The 17,472-nt window shown below is 63.0% G+C and carries 14 protein-coding genes; 2 read left to right on the forward strand and 12 right to left on the reverse strand.

Translation table 11 applies throughout. The features are described from left to right. The gene (locus tag QMZ29_RS02555) at positions 1–1,023 is read right to left on the reverse strand and encodes a nickel/cobalt transporter (RefSeq protein ID WP_025303918.1); all 1,023 of its coding nucleotides are present in this window, start codon (positions 1,021–1,023) and stop codon (positions 1–3) included. After that, on the reverse strand, positions 1,014–1,649 hold the full coding sequence (locus QMZ29_RS02560) for a DUF1007 family protein (protein ID WP_261426573.1): 636 nt from the start codon (positions 1,647–1,649) through the stop codon (positions 1,014–1,016). The genes QMZ29_RS02555 and QMZ29_RS02560 overlap by 10 nt, the downstream gene beginning before the upstream one ends. Before the next feature lie 182 nt (positions 1,650–1,831). Between QMZ29_RS02560 and csiE the strand changes: the two genes are divergently transcribed. After that, complete coding sequence (csiE, locus tag QMZ29_RS02565; protein WP_202670470.1) at positions 1,832–3,097, forward strand: stationary phase inducible protein CsiE; 1,266 nt, start codon at positions 1,832–1,834, stop codon at positions 3,095–3,097. On the opposite strand, the gene QMZ29_RS02570 is transcribed toward csiE, so the two are convergent. Both QMZ29_RS02570 and glyA read right to left on the reverse strand, forming a co-directional pair. Then, positions 3,098–4,243: a 3-phenylpropionate MFS transporter gene (locus QMZ29_RS02570; RefSeq protein WP_141967200.1), complete on the reverse strand. Its 1,146-nt coding sequence runs from the start codon at positions 4,241–4,243 to the stop codon at positions 3,098–3,100. 156 nt (positions 4,244–4,399) lie between these two features. Continuing rightward, positions 4,400–5,653, reverse strand: coding sequence for a serine hydroxymethyltransferase (glyA, locus tag QMZ29_RS02575; RefSeq protein WP_025303922.1), 1,254 nt, complete (start codon positions 5,651–5,653; stop codon positions 4,400–4,402). A gap of 357 nt (positions 5,654–6,010) precedes the next feature. Here glyA and hmpA point away from each other — a divergent pair, with 357 nt between their 5' ends. Further along, a complete protein-coding gene (hmpA, locus tag QMZ29_RS02580) occupies positions 6,011–7,201 on the forward strand; it encodes an NO-inducible flavohemoprotein (RefSeq protein ID WP_197769676.1) in 1,191 nt (396 codons plus the stop codon). 37 nt (positions 7,202–7,238) lie between these two features. Here the strand turns inward: hmpA and QMZ29_RS02585 are convergent, their stop codons facing one another. From QMZ29_RS02585 to QMZ29_RS02620, 8 genes are all read right to left on the reverse strand, one after another. Continuing rightward, on the reverse strand, positions 7,239–8,423 hold the full coding sequence (locus QMZ29_RS02585; RefSeq protein ID WP_197811322.1) for a c-type cytochrome: 1,185 nt from the start codon (positions 8,421–8,423) through the stop codon (positions 7,239–7,241). After that, the gene (locus tag QMZ29_RS02590; RefSeq protein WP_261426580.1) at positions 8,420–10,330 is read right to left on the reverse strand and encodes an NAD(P)-binding protein; all 1,911 of its coding nucleotides are present in this window, start codon (positions 10,328–10,330) and stop codon (positions 8,420–8,422) included. Before QMZ29_RS02590 ends, QMZ29_RS02585 begins: the two co-directional genes overlap by 4 nt. 85 nt (positions 10,331–10,415) lie before the next feature. Beyond that, positions 10,416–11,840: an aminobutyraldehyde dehydrogenase gene (patD, locus tag QMZ29_RS02595; RefSeq protein WP_261426582.1), complete on the reverse strand. Its 1,425-nt coding sequence runs from the start codon at positions 11,838–11,840 to the stop codon at positions 10,416–10,418. A 35-nt stretch (positions 11,841–11,875) separates the two neighbouring features. Beyond that, positions 11,876–12,682, reverse strand: a complete 807-nt coding sequence (locus QMZ29_RS02600) for an ABC transporter permease (RefSeq protein ID WP_004941378.1) — start codon at positions 12,680–12,682, stop codon at positions 11,876–11,878. Further along, the gene (locus QMZ29_RS02605; RefSeq protein ID WP_033644105.1) at positions 12,672–13,616 is read right to left on the reverse strand and encodes an ABC transporter permease; all 945 of its coding nucleotides are present in this window, start codon (positions 13,614–13,616) and stop codon (positions 12,672–12,674) included. Before QMZ29_RS02605 ends, QMZ29_RS02600 begins: the two co-directional genes overlap by 11 nt. 1 nt (position 13,617) lies before the next feature. Then, positions 13,618–14,646 carry an ABC transporter ATP-binding protein gene (locus QMZ29_RS02610; RefSeq protein ID WP_015378790.1) on the reverse strand — a complete coding sequence of 343 codons (1,029 nt, stop codon included), beginning with the start codon at positions 14,644–14,646 and terminating at the stop codon, positions 13,618–13,620. Between the two features lie 53 nt (positions 14,647–14,699). Next, positions 14,700–15,854 (reverse strand): putative ABC transporter substrate-binding protein YdcS, encoded by a 1,155-nt coding sequence (ydcS, locus tag QMZ29_RS02615; RefSeq protein WP_025303928.1) that lies wholly within the window; start codon positions 15,852–15,854, stop codon positions 14,700–14,702. A 73-nt stretch (positions 15,855–15,927) separates the two neighbouring features. Beyond that, positions 15,928–17,391 (reverse strand): gamma-aminobutyraldehyde dehydrogenase, encoded by a 1,464-nt coding sequence (locus QMZ29_RS02620; RefSeq protein ID WP_049209560.1) that lies wholly within the window; start codon positions 17,389–17,391, stop codon positions 15,928–15,930. Positions 17,392–17,472 lie beyond the last annotated feature (81 nt).

Consider the following 17,472-nt stretch of genomic DNA (forward strand, 5'->3'; position numbering starts at 1 on the left):
TTAGCGGGAGAAGGGGCGGATGCCGCCGCCGAATTCCGGCTGCGCGCTGACATACAGCAACAGCCCGGCGGCCAACAGGATCAGACCGCCGGCCAGCGCCAGCGAACCCCAGGCCACCGCGCTCCAGGCGGCGGGCGCGCGCGAACGGCTGAGGCGCACCGCCAGCCGGCGGCTGTAATGCACCAGCAGCGCCAGCATGGAGATGGTCAACGAGGTGCCGAACGCCATCGCCAGCGCGGAGATCACGCCCCAGCCGAACACGCCGATCACCTTGGAGAACAGCAGCACTAAAATCGCCCCCGAACAGGGACGCATGCCCATCGCCAGCACGATGGCGGCCTGAGTGCGCCAGTCGCTTCCCGCCTGCAGCTCGCTGTCGCTCGGCAGATGCCGGTGGCCGCAGCCGCAATTGGCGCTGTGCACATGATCCGCCGCCAGCGGCGTCAGGCTGTTGATGCGCAGCGCCGGCGCCGGGCGCATTGCCTTGATCGCCGCAAACAGGCGTTTCAGCGCGCGCCAACTCAGCAGCACGCCAAGCAGCATCACCAGGATAAAGCTGCCCTTTTCCAGCCAGAAACTGCTTTGGTGCAGCTGGCGCGAAGAGAGCTGCAATACCACCAGCATCAGCGTGACCAGCGCGATCGCCACCCCGCCCTGCACCAGCGAAGCGGCGAAGGTCAGCTTCAGGCTGCTTTTCAGCCGCGCCGGATGGGTGGCCAGGTAGGTGGCGATCACCACTTTGCCGTGGCCGGGGCCGAGCGCATGCAAGACGCCATAGCCGAGGCTGAACAGCATCAGCGCCAGTCCGGCCTGCTGCGGCGCGGCCTTCACCTGCTGCAACAGCCCCGCCATCTGCTGGTGCAGCGCTTTTTGCCACACCACGCTCTGCATCAGCAGCTGCGGCCAATAGTGCCACGCCAGCAGCGCGGCGGCCGCCAGCACCAGTGTGAACGGCAGCAGCGGCCACAGGCCGAAGGCCCAGTGACGCCGGCTCGTCGTCGGTTGCGAGAGATTTAACGACATTGCAGCGTCACCCGCTGGGCGAACTGTTGCCCCAGCGCCAGGTCTTCGCCGGGCGAGTCGTTCTTGTCGAGCGACAGCGCATAGGCCTGCAGCGACGCATTCGGCTGCGGCGTCATCAGCTTGTAGCTGCACTGCTGCGCCATCTCCGGCGGCAGATGCAGTGCATTTTGGTCTTTATAGGTCATATCCACGAAATAAGTCGGATCGTAAGTAGAAAGTTCGAACGGCTTGCCCGCCAGCGGCTGCGGTTCGGCCAACGGCAGCACGAACTCCAGCACCGCCTGATTGCCCTGGCGCGACAGGTGATATTCGCTTGGCAAGTTCAGATATTTCACCGGCTTGCCGTCGCGGTAAAGATCGGTGAAATAGTGCTGCCCCAGCACGTTGGCCATCACTTCCGCCGCCAGCTTTTTCCACACTTCCGAATCGCTCTTGGCGTTTTTCGCATCGTAAAGCAGATCCGCCGAGGTGATTTCATCCATCACCCACACCATTTTCAGGCCGACCAGCCGCTGGTCTTTGGCGACGAAGGTGGTATTCATGTCGATAAAGCTGTGCGGATGCGCGATCGCACCGGCGCTGAACACGGCGCCGAAAGCAACCAAAAGACGACGTAACTTCATCATTATCTTGCCTTACCTGTATTTGTTATAACGTAACACAAATAAATACCGAACGGCCCGCCTCTCCCGGCGATATTTGTGACGAAAGTTGTAAGCCGAAGTAAAAGCTGCGCGGTAACCCTGCCGTCACAAAGCCTTTTGCTATGCTTAGGCATAATCGCAACCTTTTATGCCGGAAGGTGATAATGAGCCTGGACACCTCTCCCGTGCCCGCGCTCTCCGGACAACAACGGCGCTGCCATCTGCTGCTGATGCTGTACACGCCGGAGCCCGAGTTACAGCTGGAGACCCTAAGCCGAATCAATGGCGTTGCCCCCCCGATAACCCGGCAAGATATAGCCGAGGTGGCCAGTGAAATCCAGCGTTTCCATCACCTGGAGATCGCCGTCGATCCCGACCATGGCTACCACCTGCGGGGCAGCGCGCTCAACCAGCGTCTGTGCCTGATCCATTGGCTGCGGCGGGCCCTGCGCTGCAGCCCGCAGTTTGTTGAAGGTGATTTCGCCCCGCGCCTGCGGCACGCGCTGGCGGCCGACGCCGCCCCGGCGTCTGCACTGACAGAGGCGATCGACGCCTGCGAGCCGCTGCTCAACCGCCGCTTCGATGCGCGCGACCGCCAATTCCTGCAGCATTATCTGCTCTACTGCGCCTGGCAAAATCGCCTGCAGCGCCATCCGCATTTCGACGCCGTTCAACGCGACTGGCTGCGGCAAAAGCCGGAGCAGCAAGCCGCCGCCTGGCTGCATCAGGCCTGCAACCGGCTGTTTAACCAGCCGCCGCAGGCAGACGAGCGCGATTTTTTGGCGCTGACCTTCACCATGTTGAAAAATCACAGCTACCACAGCAATGACTCGGCGCAAGAGCAGAGATTGATGGCGGCGATCGACAGCATGGTCGAGCGTTTCCAGCAGCTTTCCGGCATGGCCTTCAGCAGCAAGACGGAGCTGGTCAGCCAGCTGTTCGCCCACCTGGCGCCGGCGCTGGAGCGCTGCCGTTTCGCCATCGGCATCGACAATATGCTGCTGGAAGAAGTGGTGCGCAAATACCCGCGGCTAATGCGCACCACGCAGGAAGCGCTGATACCGCTGGAACAGGAATACGGCGTGCATTTTTCCAACGAGGAGGCGGGCCTGGTGGCCATCAGCTTCGGCGCCTGGCTGATGCAGGACAACGCGCTGCAGGAAAAACAGGTGCTGCTGCTGACGCTGGATAACCCGCAGTTGGAAGAGGAAGTGGAATACCAGATCCGCGAGCTCACGCTGCTGCCGCTGAACATCAAGTATCTGCCGTTGAGCGACTATCTGCGCGGCGGAGCGCCGCAGGGCGTCATGCTGGTGATCACCCCTTATGCGGCGGTGCACAGCGATCCGCACCCGCCGTTGATCTATACCGAATTGCCGCTGGAAACACGGCAGCGCCAGGCCATCCGCGCGCTGCTGGAAGCGCCTTAATCAGCGGCTGACGCTGACCGCCGGCGGCCGGATGAACAAGGCCGGCACCGCGACCGCCGCCATCACCCAGAATACCCCACCCTGCCAATGTTCGAACAGGAACCCGGCAATGACCGTCATGACGGCGATACCGCCGCCCATCGCCAGCGCCGAATACACCGCCTGCAGCCGGATCACCTCTTGTCCCTGGCGCGCGGCGATAAAGCGCATCGCCGCCAGATGGCAGACGGTGAAAGTGCCGCAGTGCAGGATCTGGATCAGCAGCAGCCAGCCCAGCTCGGTGCTATAGGCCATCAGGCTCCAGCGCAACACGCCGCAGCAGGCGGAGAGCAACAGCAGGTTGCGCGCATTCCAGCGGCGGAACAGCACGTTGCTGCTGGCGAAAATAATCACCTCCGCCACCACGCCCAGCGACCACAGATAGCCGATGGTCGAGGCCGAATAGCCCGCCTCCTGCCAGTAAATGGAGCCGAAGCTGTAGTAGCCGGCGTGCGCCCCCTGCAGCAGCGTGACGCACAACAGGAAGCGCCAGACCGGCCCCTCTTTCAGCAGTGCCCACAGCGAACGTTCGGTATCGCTGTGCGTACGCGCTTCGCCCTGCGGCATGACGCTCGGCTTCAGCAACATGCCCAGCAGCATCGCCAGCACGCTGAAGATCAGGCTGTAGAGAATGGCGTTATGGCCCCACACCGCCACCAGCTGCCCTGTCAGCGCCGAGCCGATGACGAACGCCAGCGAGCCCCACAGCCTTACCCGGCCGTAGTCCATACGGATCTGCTTTTGCCAGGTGCCGGCCAGCGCGTCGGTCAGCGGCACCAGCGGCGAGAAGAACAGGTTGAACCCCGCTATCACCAGCATCAGCCAGCCCCAACCGTTGCCGAAACAGAAGCCAACCGCGAAAGCCAGTGTCAGCAGCGCCAGCAGGCGCAGGGCGGAGACTAAATGAGAGGGATCTTTAACGCGGGGTGCAATCAGTAAACTGCCGAGGAAGCGGGCCACCAAACCGGCGCCGAGCAATATGCCGATGGTTTCCGGCGCGATGCCTTCGCCTTTCAGCCACACGCCCCAGAACGGTAAGAAGATGCCATAGGAAAAGAAGTAGGTGAAATAGCTGAGCGCGAGCCAACGCGTGGATTGCAGAACCATGATCCCTCCGGAGTGAGGGCAATACTTTGACAGAGCTCACACCGCCCCGCAATCTTCATTCCACTTCAATGCGTTAGAGTGCAAGACAGCTCACAGTTTACCGAGAGCGGCCACAAAAAAACCCGCCGCAGCGGGTTTTATCAGGCAAAAGCGGGATTATGCGTAAACCGGCAGGCGGGCGCAGATATCCAGTACTTTCTTCTTGGTGCGTTCGATGGTGGCTTCATCGTTGATGTTGTCCAACACATCGCAGATCCAACCGGCCAGTTCGCGCACGTCAGCCTCTTTGAAGCCGCGACGGGTCACGGCCGGGGTGCCGATACGCACGCCGGAGGTGACGAACGGGCTCTTCGGATCGTTCGGCACGCTGTTTTTGTTGACGGTGATGTTGGCGCGGCCCAGGGCGGCGTCCGCTTCTTTACCGGTCAGGTTTTTATCGACCAGATCCAGCAGGAACAGGTGGTTATGGGTGCCGCCGGAGACCACTTTGTAGCCGCGCTGCAGGAACACGTCCACCATCGCCTTGGCGTTGACCGCCACTTGCTGCTGGTAAACCTTGAACTCAGGCTCCATCGCTTCTTTCAGCGCCACCGCCTTGCCGGCGATCACGTGCATCAGCGGGCCGCCCTGGCCGCCAGGGAACACGGCGGAGTTCAGCTTCTTGTACAGCTCTTCGTCGCCGCCCTTCGCCAAGATCAGGCCGCCGCGCGGACCCGCCAGGGTTTTGTGGGTGGTGGTGGTGACGATGTGTGCGTGCGGTACCGGGTTCGGGTACACGCCGGCGGCGATCAGGCCCGCCACGTGCGCCATGTCGACGAACAGGTAAGCGCCGATGCTGTCGGCGATTTCGCGCATTTTGGCCCAGTCAACCACGCCGGAGTATGCGGAGAAGCCGCCGATGATCATTTTCGGCTTGTGGGTTTGCGCCTGTTTGGCCAGATCGTCATAGTCGATTTGACCTTTGTCGTCGATGCCGTAAGGCACCACGTTATACAGTTTGCCGGACAGGTTAACCGGGGAACCGTGGGTCAGGTGGCCGCCATGCGCCAGGTTCATGCCCAGAATGGTGTCGCCCGGCTGCAGCAGCGCGGTGTACACGGCGAAGTTAGCCTGAGAGCCGGAGTGCGGCTGCACGTTGGCGTAATCGGCGCCGAACAATTCTTTGGCACGATCGATAGCCAGCTGCTCAACGATATCCACGTATTCGCAGCCGCCGTAGTAACGCTTGCCCGGATAGCCTTCAGCGTATTTGTTGGTCAGCTGGGAACCCTGAGCCTGCATCACGCGCGGGCTGGTGTAGTTCTCAGACGCGATCAGCTCGATGTGCTCTTCCTGACGCACCACTTCCTGCTCCATGGCACGCCACAGTTCCGCATCGTAATCGGCAATGTTCATTTCACGCTTTAACATCCGGCATCTCCTGACTTAAATCAGCTAACTAAAAAATCACCAAATAACTACCCGTTTGGGTTCTGGGCCACAGTGTAAACCGTTTCGCCCCACCGAAGATAGGTCTTGACAGAGGTTTTTACGCAAACGATTGGCATAAGGTGGCGCAAGGCTTTGATCCGCTAAATACCGTCGTTTATCAACGGACATTTCCTCATGCGAACAATGCGCTTTTTTCATGTTCTGTGAGCGCGATCGACGCCCGAAGAACACCGCAACGAAAACAAGGGTATTTACAAGCGACGCGGAACCCAATAAGATGCATTTAAAATACATCATTACAATTATCGTCAAGATCCCAACCCAAGGAGCGCTTCCATGCTGGATAGCCAAACCATCGCCACCGTGAAATCCACCATTCCCCTGCTGGCTGCGACCGGGCCGAAGCTGACCGCCCACTTTTACGATCGCATGTTCGCGCACAACCCGGAATTGAAAGACATTTTCAACATGAGCAACCAGCGCAACGGCGATCAGCGTCAGGCGCTGTTCGACGCCATCTGCGCCTATGCTGCCAACATCGAGAACCTGGCGGCGCTGCTGCCGGCGGTGGAGCGCATCGCGCAGAAGCACACCAGCTTCAATATCCAGCCGGAGCAGTACAACATCGTCGGCGGTCACCTGCTGGCGACCCTGGACGAAATGTTCAGCCCGGGCCAGGAAGTCCTGGACGCCTGGGGCAAGGCCTACGGCGTGCTGGCCAACGTATTTATCCAGCGTGAAGAGCAGATTTATCAGCAGAGCGAAACCGACAACGGCGGCTGGCGCGATCTGCGCGCATTCCGCATCCTGAAGAAACAGCCGCAGAGCGACGTGATCTGCAGTTTCGTGCTGGCGCCGGTGGACGGCGGCCGGGTGGCGGACTTCAAACCGGGGCAATACCTGGCGATCTACATCAAGCACGACAGCCTGGAGCATCAGGAAATTCGCCAGTACTCGCTGACCACCTCGCCAAACGGCGAGTTCTACCGCATCGCGGTGAAGCGCGAAGATCAGGGGAAAGTGTCCAACTACCTGCACCAGCAGGCGCAGGAAGGCGACGTGATCTACATCGCCCCGCCGCACGGCGACTTCTTCCTCGACGTGGCGCCGACCACGCCGGTGGCGCTGATCTCCGCCGGCGTCGGCCAAACCCCGATGCTCGGCATGCTCAACACCCTGCACGACAACCAACATCAGGCGCAGGTCCACTGGCTGCACGCGGCGGAAAACGGCAGCGTGCACGCCTTTGCCGATGAGGTAGCGGATATTGCCGGGCGTATGCCGAATCTGAGCCGCCATGTGTGGTACCGCGAGCCGGGTGCCGATGACGTGGAAGGCCGCGACTACCACAGCCGCGGATTGATGGATTTGAGCGCGCTGCAAGGCAGCCTGGCCGATCCGCAGATGCACTATTACTTCTGCGGCCCGGTGGCCTTCATGCAGTTCGTGGGCAAACAGCTGCTGGAGATGGGCGTAGAGGCCGAACGCATCCACTACGAATGCTTCGGCCCGCATAAGGTGCTGTAATGCTTGCGGAGCGCGGCCGTCAGACCGCGCTCCCTCTTCATTTCGCCTGCAGTTGGCGCGCGTCCTGCACCTGCTGCACCGTCACCGGCGCCGCCTGGTTACCCCAGCTTCCCCGCAGGTAGCTCATCAGATCGGCCGCCTGCCGATCGTTCAACGCCCAGCCATAAGCCGGCATGTCAAACGCCATCGCCTGCTGCGTGATCGGCGTATGCGCCCCCTCCAGCACCACCCGCAGCGCGGTCAGCGGATTGTCCGCCGTTACCGTGGCATTGCCCGCCAGCGCCGGAATGGCGAAGTCAGTGCCCTCCCCCTTATTGCCGTGGCAGGTCGAGCAGTACATCGCATAGGTCGCCTTTCCGCCCGGGTTATCCGCCTGCGTGGCTGGCGCAGCGGCTTTGGCGGCGGCGTCCGGCGCCAGGCTGCGCAGGTACACCGCGATGGCGTTCAGATCGCCGTCGCTGAGATACTGCGTGCTGTGGGTTACCACCTCGCTCATCGGCCCGGCGACTGCCGCATGGCGGCTGCGGCCGGTTTTCAGCAGCGCCGTCACCTCTTCCGGCGGCAGGCCGCGCAGATTGGAGGCGTACCAGCCGTCCAGCTCGGCGCCGCTCAGGAATACCGGCGCCTTGCCATCCAGGCCCTTCTCCTGCATCGCCCAGCCGCGCGGCGTGTGGCAGCTGCCGCAATGGCCCGCGCCCTGCACCAGATAGGCGCCGCGGTTCCACTCGGCGCTTTGCTGCGGATCTGCCTGATACGGCTGGTCGTCGTGGAACAGCGAGTTCCACACCGCCAGCGGCCAGCGCATCGACAGCGGCCAGCTGATGTCGCTGTCCCGGTTGGCGACGTTCTGCGCCGGCACCTCATTCATCAGGTAGTCATACAGCGCGCGCATGTCTTCCGCGCTCATTTTGGCGTAGGAGGTGTACGGCATCGCCGGGTAGAGCCGGTGGCCGTCTTTGGCTACCCCCTGGCGCATGGCGCGATCGAACTCCTCGAACGAATAGGCGCCGATGCCGTGCAGCTTGTCCGGCGTGATGTTGGTGGCGTAGATAGCCCCGAGCGGCGTCGGGAACTTCATGCCGCCCGCCAGTTCAGCGCCGCCCGGCGCGGTGTGGCAGGCGGTGCAGTCGCCGGCTTTGGCGACGTATTCCCCGGCCGACATCGCCTGGGCCGAGCCGCCGGCCGCCAGCAGGCTCAACAGGTACAGCGAACGCAGACTCATGCTCCCTCCTTGGCGGCAACCTTGCCGTAGGCCAGTTCGTTCACCGCGCGCCACGCCTGATCGATCGCCGAGTTGGCGTACGGGCTCCAGTCGGAATCGGAGTTGGCGATAACGATCTTGCCGATCGGCTGCCGCGCCGTTTCGATGATTTTCTTGGCTTCGTCTTCGTCGTCAAACAGCCCGTTGAGGAAGTAGGAGTAACCGTGCGACCAGCGGTTGACGGTGATCGCCTGAATGTCGCGCTGATGGTCGAAACCGGCCTCGCCCAGCATGCCCTGTAGCTGTTCGCGGATCATCTGCTCGTGCACCTCGAACGGCGTGCCCAGCAGCAGCGCGCGCCCTTTGCGCGACTGCTCGCGCGGGCTGAGGCCGCTGCCCGGCAGCGTCGGCACATAGACCATATGCAGGCCGATTGGCCGAGCCGGATCGCGCGGGTGCTGGTACCCGCCCATGCTCACCGGGTAGTCCAGCTTCACGCGGCTGTACGGCGCGGCCGGCGAATAAATTTCGTGCACGCCCAGCTTGATGAACGGCTGCCAGTTGCGGATCACCACCTTGCTGTACACCAGCGGCGCCTTGACGTTCTGCTTCAGCGCCTCCTGCTGCTCGTGCGACATCTCCGGCACCAGGTATGGGATCATCATGTTGTAGCCGGCCATCACCACCTGCCCGGCGCGCACCTTGGTCATCTTCTCGCCGGTCATATAGGTGACTTCCACCTTGTCGCCGACGTTGGCCGCATGCAGCCCGGTGCTGTTCAAACGCAGCTTCACCGGCGACTCCGGCCGATCGAGCTGGCTGTAGTCGAATTTGGCCAGCACCACGTCATTCATGTCTTTGCCGGCCGGCGCCACCGCCGGGATCAGCTTGCGCACCATCAGGCGCGTCAGCGTGGCATTGCCGTCCGGGAAGTGGAACACGTAAGGATCGTCGAGATCCGCCTGCGACTCTTCGTCCAGCGGCGGCAGATTCATGCCGCCGAGGCCCGGCAGATCGCAGATGCGCGCATCGCTGCACGACGTGCCGTCGATGCCCACCGCCTGGAAGTCGTTGGTGGTCTGTTGGAAATAACGGATCGCCAGCTCGCTCAGGCCCACTTTTTCACGCAGGAACTGGGTGTAGCTGTGGGTATCCAGCCACTCGACCTTCTGCTCCAGCGTCATCTCCGGCAGATAATCTTTCTCCACCGTATGCAGCGCGATCAGCGCCTGGCGATCGCTTTCCGGCAGCGGGAAATCGCCGATGAACGCTTCATAAGAGCGGCCGTTGAGGCGATCGCGCGGAATGTCGTCCGCCACCGTGCGGCCCGGATCGCCGCTCACCACCTTGTCGACGCCGAAGTTCTTGCGATCGAAGTAAACCCCACGGCTCAGGTTCAGATCCGGGTAGAAGGTGGTGTCAAACGCCTGCTCCAGTTGGTCGATATCGACGCCGAGCTTGCGCAGCAGCCCCATCGCCACCGGGCTGAAGTTGGAGCGCGGCGACTGCAGCGATTCACTGCCGCCGTAGCCGAGCAGCATGCCGTCGTCGGTGTTGAATTCGTTGCGCTTGGCGTGGCCGCCGAAGTCGTCATGGTTGTCGATCAAAAGAATGCGCTGCCGCTCGCCTTTCAGCTGCTGCCAGAAACAGGCGGCCGCCAACCCGCTGATGCCGGCGCCGACCACCACCAGATCGAACTCTTCAACGGCGGGCACGCTGCCGAAATCAAAGGTTTTGCCGTCGCGCCCCAGCTGGTGCGCATGCTCGAACGAGCCCGGATGGTTGCCCCGCAGCCCGGTCAGCGCTGGCGGATAGTACAGGGTTTGATTGGCGGTTTGCGGCGACGCGCGCAAGATTTGCAGCGGCGTCAACCCGGCGGCGATGGTGATCGCCACCCCGTTGAGAAAATCGCGTCGGGTGATACCCATATAGGCTTCCTTTCAATTTTTATTATCATCGGCCGGCCGAGGCCGGCCCGAAGGCCGCGCTATTGTGCGGATAATTATTGTAAAATCAATGTTTGAACATCACATGACGAATGGCGGTGTAATCCTCCAGCCCGTACATCGACATATCCTTGCCGTAGCCGGACAGTTTCTGGCCGCCGTGCGGCATTTCGCTCACCAGCATGAAGTGGGTGTTCACCCAAGTGCAGCCATATTGCAGCCGGGCGCTTAAGCGATGCGCGCGGCCCACGTCGCGGGTCCACACGGACGACGCCAGCCCGTAGTTGGATTCATTCGCCCAGGCCAGCACCTGCTCTTCATCGTCAAACGGCGTCACCGTCACCACCGGGCCGAACACTTCGCGCTGCACGATCTCATCGTCCTGGCGCGCGCCGGCCAACAGCGTCGGCTGGAAATAGTAACCCGGCCCTTTCACCTTCTCGCCGCCGGTCACCACCTGCACGTGCGGCAACGCTTTGGCGCGCTCGACAAAACCGGCGACCCGCTCCAGATGCTGGGCGGTAATCAACGGCCCCAGTTCGGTGCTCTCGTCGTCCGGCGCACCGATCTTCAGGCTGGCCACCGCCTCGCCCAGTCGCTTCACCAGCTCGGGATAAATGCTTTTCTGCGCGTAAATGCGGCACGCGGCGGTGCAATCCTGCCCGGCGTTGTAGAAACCGAAGCCGCGAATGCCGTCCACCACCTGCTGCAGATCGGCGTCGTCGAACACCAGCACCGGCGCCTTGCCGCCCAGCTCCATATGGGTACGCTTAATGCCGGCGGCGGTGTGGGCGATGATGTGCTCGCCGGTGGCGATCGAGCCGGTCAGCGACACCATGCGCACCTTGTCATGCCCGGTCAGCCGATCGCCGACGCCGGCGCCGCGGCCGAACAGCACGTTGAGCACGCCCGGCGGGAACAGCCCGGCGGCCAGCTCGGCCAGTTTGAAAGTGGTCAGCGGCGTCTGCTCCGACGGCTTAATCACCACGCAGTTGCCCGCTGCCAACGCCGGCGCCAGTTTCCAGGCCGCCATCATCAGCGGGTAGTTCCACGGCGCGATCGAGGCCACCACCCCGAGCGGATCGCGACGGATCATCGAGGTATGCCCGGCCAGATACTCGCCGGCCGCCATGCCGCTCAGGCAGCGGCTGGCTCCGGCGAAGAAGCGAAACACGTCGGCCACCGCCGGCAGCTCGTCGTTCAACACGCAGTGATAAGGCTTGCCGCAGTTGAGCGACTCCAGCTTGGCGAAGGTCTCGGCATGCTCATCGATCAGATCCGCCAGCTTGAGCAGATGCTCGGCGCGCTCCTTCGGCGTGGTCTGCCCCCAGGCGACGAACGCGGCATCCGCCGCCAGCACCGCGCGATCGACCTGCTCCGGGCTGGCCTCCGCCACCTGCGCGATCACTTCGCCGGTCGCCGGGTTATACACCGGCTGGGTCGCGCCCTGGCCATTCACCAGTTGGCCGTCAATCAACAGTTGGCTTTGCATAGGGTTATCCTTTTATCAGAGGTCGGGTAAGGAAATTATTTGCCGCTGCCGGCGACGCTTTCTCCACCTTTGGTCAGGTAGTAAGCGCCGAGGATCGGCAGCATGGTCAACAGCATCACCGACAGCGCCACCACGTTGGTGATCGGCACGTCGCGCGGGCGGCCGAGCTGGTTCAGCAGCCACAGCGGCAGCGTGCGCTCGTGGCCGGCGGTAAAGGTGGTCACGATGATTTCGTCGAACGACAGCGCAAACGCCAGCATGCCGCCGGCCAGCAGCGCCGAGCCGAGGTTCGGCAAGATCACGTAACGGAAGGTTTGCCAGCCGTCGGCGCCTAGATCCATCGACGCTTCGATCAAGCTGTACGAGGTGCGGCGGAACCGGGCGATGACATTGTTGAACACGATCACCACGCAGAACGTCGCATGGCCGACGACGATGGTCAGGATGCCCGGCTCGATGTTCAGCGCCTTGAACGCCGCCAGCAGCGCCAGGCCGGTGACGATCCCCGGCAGCGCGATCGGCAGCAGCAGCAGCAGCGAAATGCTGTCCTTGCCGAAGAAATCGCGCCGATACAGCGCCGCCGCCGCCAGGGTGCCGAGCACCAGCGCGATGGCGGTCGCCAGGCAGGCGATCTGCGCCGACAGCAGTACCGCATCGAGGATGTCCTGCCGCCCGGCGGCGACGTTAAACCAGTGCAGCGTGAAGCCCTTCGGCGGGAAGCTGAAGGCCGCATCCTCGGTGTTGAAGGCATAGATGGCGATGATCGCCAACGGGAAATGCAGGAAGACAAGTCCGCCCCAGGCGGCCAGCTTCAGCCCTAAGGGCGCGCGTTCAGAGTGCATCGAAAGCCCCCAGACGTTTGACGATGGAAAGGTAGATGGCGATCAGGACGATCGGCACCAGCGTAAAGGCCGCAGCCATCGGCATATTGCCGATCGCGCCCTGCTGGGCGTACACCATGCTGCCGATGAAATAGCCCGGCGGCCCCACCAGCTGCGGCACGATAAAGTCGCCCAGCGTCAGCGAGAAGGTGAAGATCGATCCGGCGGCGATACCCGGCACCGCCAGCGGCAAAATAACGTGGCGGAAAGTCTGCGCCGGTCGCGCGCCCAGATCCGCTGAGGCATGCAGCAGCGAGGGCGGCAGGCGCTCCAGCGCCGCCTGGATCGGCAGGATCATGAACGGCAGCCAAATATAGACGAACACCAGAAAACGCCCCAGCCCCGAGGTCGACAGCGTGTTGCCGCCGACGCCGGGCACCGTCAGCAACGAAGCCAACAGTGGCTCCAGCCCCAGGTGCTGCAGGAACCACTGCGCCACGCCGTCTTTCGCCAGCAGCAGGGTCCAGGCATAGGCTTTGACGATATAGCTGGCCCACATCGGCATCATCACGGCGATGTAAAAGAACGCCTTGACGCGGCCGCTGGTGTAACGCGCCATGTAATAGGCGATGGGGAACGCCAGCGCCGCGCTGGCCAGCGACACCAGCACCGCCATGGTCAGCGTGCGCAGGATGATGTCGTAGTTGGCCGGGTTGAACAGCGCCGCGAGGTTGGCGAAGGTCAGATCCGGCGTCACCGCCATGGTGAAATCGTCGAAGGTGTAAAACCCCTGCCACAGCAGCGTCAGCAGCGAACCGAGGTACACCGCGCCGAACCACAGCAGCGGCGGCACCAGCAGCAAAAGCAGATACAGCGTCGGCCGGCGATAAAGCCAGGTCGACAGCGCGCGCACGGTGCCGCCGCGCGCCGAAGGGGAATCGATGCTCATGTCCATCTCACCTCTCCTCCAGCAGCGGCACCATCGCCGCGCGCGGCCAGCAGGCGACGATCGGCTGGCCGATCTGCCGCTGTTGCCCTTCGGCGATCCACTGCGGATTGGCCTGGCTGACCAGCAGCTTTTCGCCGCCGTTCAGCGCGATTTCATACCGCGTGGCCGCGCCCTGGTAATGGATTTCCTGCAGCGTGCCCTGCACCTGGATCTCGTCCTGCGCCGCGCCGCCTTGCTCCAGCAGGCGGATATGTTCCGGCCGGATCGAGAAGGTTCGACTTTCGCCGAGCAGGCGCTGCGCCAGCTCGCTACGTACCACGTTGGAGGTGCCGACGAACTCGGCGACGAACGGCGTCTTCGGCCGCATGTAAAGCTCGCGCGGCGTATCCACCTGTTCGATGCGGCCGTTATTGAACACCGCCACCCGATCGGACATCGACAGCGCTTCGCTTTGATCGTGGGTGACGAAGATAAAGGTGATGCCCAGCTGGCGCTGCAGCTTCTTCAGCTCGCCCTGCATCTGCTCGCGCAGCTTGAGATCCAGCGCGCCGAGCGGCTCGTCCAGCAGCAGCACCCGCGGCCGATTGACCAGCGCGCGCGCCAACGCCACGCGCTGACGCTGGCCGCCCGACAAGTGCGCCGGTTTGCGTTCGGCAACGAAACCGAGCGCCACGCTCTCCAGCGCCTCTTGCGCCCGCGCCAGCCGCTCGCGTTTGGCGACGCCCTTCACCATCAGGCCGTAGGCGACGTTTTCCAGCACCGACATGTGCGGGAACAGCGCGTAATCCTGAAACACGGTGTTCACGTCGCGCTGGTACGGCGGCAGGTTGGCGGCTTCCTGGCCGTGGATGCGAATCGAGCCGGAAGTGAGCTGTTCAAAGCCGGCGATCAGGCGCAGGCAGGTGGTTTTGCCCGAGCCGGACGGCCCGAGCATGGAGAAGAATTCCCCGTCCTGAATATCGATGGATACCCGATCCACGGCGCGAACATCGCCGAAAGTCCGCGAAACATCGATGAATTGCACGGCAATGGTCATTTTCTGTGCTCCATACGGATGTGATTCGGGCGCAGCGGGCTGCGCCCCGCGGCTTAGCGGCCGCCCATGATGGCGATGTAGTCCTGGGTCCAACGGCTGTACGGCACGAACTTGCCGCCCTGCGCCTGCGGCGTTTTCCAGAAGGCGATTTTGTCGAACTGGTTGAAGCCGTTGGTTTCGCAGCCCTTCTCACCCAGCAGCGCGCTGGCCTTGCAGCCCGCCGGCGAAGCCGGCACCGACCCGAACCAGGCCGCCACGTCGCCCTGCACCTTCGGCTCCAGCGACCAGTTCATCCACTGGTAGGCGCAGCTCGGGTGTTTGGCGTCGCTGTGCAACATGGTGGTATCCGCCCAGCCGGTCACGCCCTCTTTCGGGAACACGGTGGCGATCGGCTGCCCCTCGCCCTTCAGGGCGTTGGCCTGATACGGCCAGGCGCTGGAAGCCACCACGCCTTCGTTTTTAAAGTCGCTCATCTGCACCGAGGTATCGTGCCAGTAGCGGTGGATCAGCGCGTGCTGGCTGCGCAGCAGCTTCAGCGCCGCCTGATACTGCTCTTCGTTGAGCTGATAAGGATCGCTGATGCCGAGCTGCGGCTGGGTGGCCTTCAGGAACAGCGCCGCGTCGGCGATGTAGATCGGGCCGTCGTAAGCCTGCACCCGCCCCTGGTTGCTCTTGCCGTCCGGCAGGTTCTGCTGCTGGAAGATCACCGCCCAGCTGTCCGGCGGCGTCGGGAAGGTTTTGGTGTTGTACATCAGCAGGTTTGGCCCCCACTGGTACGGCGTGCCGTAGGTTTTGCCGTCCACGGTGTACCAGGCGCCGTTCAGCAGGCGCGGATCGATGTTCTTCCAGTTCGGGATCAGCGCGGTGTTGATCGGCTGCACCCGCTTGCCGAAGATCAGGCGCAGCGAGGCGTCGCCGGAGGCGGTCACCAGATCGTAGCCGCCTTTGGCCATCAGGCTGACCATTTCATCGGAGGTAGCGGCGGTCTTCACGTTCACCGCGCAGCCGGTTTGCTTCTCAAACTGGGTGACCCAGTCGTAGTTTTTGTCGGACTGGCCGCGTTCGATGTAGCCGGGCCAGGCGATGATATCCAGCCGGCCTTCGCCTTTGCCCAGTGACTGCGGCAGATCGGCCGCCTGGGCCAGGCCGCACAGCACGGTGAGACAGAGCGCGGAGACGGTGGTGGTGACTGCGGTAGTTTTTCTCATCGTAATTACCCCTGTGTTGCGTATCTGTGTGCGGCAGGGAACGGCTGCCGCCCGATTTTGCTTTATAGAACCGCTAGAAGCTGGCTTTGAACTTCGCCATTACGTGTCTGACAACGCTGTAATCCTGCAGCGAATCGCTGGACAGATCCTTGCCGTAGCCGGAGCGTTTCAGGCCGCCGTGCGGCATCTCGCTCGCCAAGGTGAAATGGGTGTTGATCCAGGTGCTGCCGTACTGCAGATGGGCGGCAATGTGCAGCGCCCGATCGATATTTTGCGTCCACACCGACGAAGCCAGCCCGTATTCCGAGTCGTTGGCCCACTCGACTGCCTGCTCCAGGTGTTCGAAGCGCGTGACGCTGACCACCGGGCCAAACACCTCACGCTGCACGATCTCGTCGCTTTGCAGGCAACCCGCCAGCAGGGTCGGCTGGTAGTAGAACCCCGGCCCGGAGTGCGCCGCGGCGCCGGTGATCAATTCGATATGCGGTTGGCTGAGCGCCCGCTCGACAAAGCTGGCGACGCGATCGCGCTGGCGGCTACTTATCAACGGGCCGATCTCGTTGTCCTGATCGCGCTTGCGGGCGAAGCGCAGGCTGGCGACCGCCTCGCCCAGCGCGTCCACCAGTTTGGGATAGATGCCGGCCTGCGCGTAGATGCGGCAGGCGGCGGTGCAGTCCTGGCCGGCGTTGTAATAGCCGTAGGTGCGAATGCCGTTGACCACCTCGTCGAGATCGGCGTCGTCGCAGACGATCACCGGCGCTTTGCCCCCCAGCTCCAGATGAGTGCGCTTGACGCTTTTGGCCGCCGCCTGGAGAATTTTTTGCCCTGTGACGATATCGCCGGTGACCGACACCAGCCGCACCTGCGGGTGCCCCACCAGCTGGCTGCCGACCCCTTCCCCGCCGCCGTAGACGATGTTCAGCACGCCCGGCGGCAGGATCTCCTGCAGCGCCGGCACCAGCGCCAGAATGGTCAGCGGCGTATGTTCGGACGGTTTAAACACCACGGTATTGCCCGCCGCCAGCGCCGGCGCGATTTTCCACGCCGCCATCATCAGCGGATAGTTCCAGGGGGCGATCGAGGCCACCACACCAATGGGATCGCGGCGGATCATCGAGGTGTGGCCGGGCACATACTCGCCGGCCAGCTGCCCTTGCTGCGTGCGCACCGCGCCGGCGAAGAAGCGAAACACGTCGACCGCCGCCGGCAGATCGTCATTGAGCGCCTGATGCAGCGGTTTTCCGCAGTTGAGGGCCTCCAGCTGCGCCAGCTGCGGCGCCTGCCGCTCGATGGCGTCGGCGATGCGCAGCAACAGCGTGGCGCGCTGGGCCGGCGTGGTGCGCGACCAATGGCTGAACGCCTGCTGCGCGGCTTTCACCGCACTGCCGACCTGCGCCGAAGAAGCTTCGGTCAGGGCGATCAGCGTCTCGCCGTTAGCCGGATTGACGATGCATTCCTGCTGGCCTTCGCCGTCGATAAGCTGACCGTTAATGAACTGCTGACAGGACAAACCTGAGAGAACCTGCACATCCGCCATCGCCTGACGCCCCTAAGTGACAAAAACGTTAACCAAATGTGAATAAGTTAGTTTTAATCAGCCTAAGCGAGCCTCTGGCGG

The sequence above is a fragment of the Serratia sp. PF-27 genome (genome assembly GCF_030053255.1).
GTDB lineage: Bacteria > Pseudomonadota > Gammaproteobacteria > Enterobacterales > Enterobacteriaceae > Serratia > Serratia bockelmannii.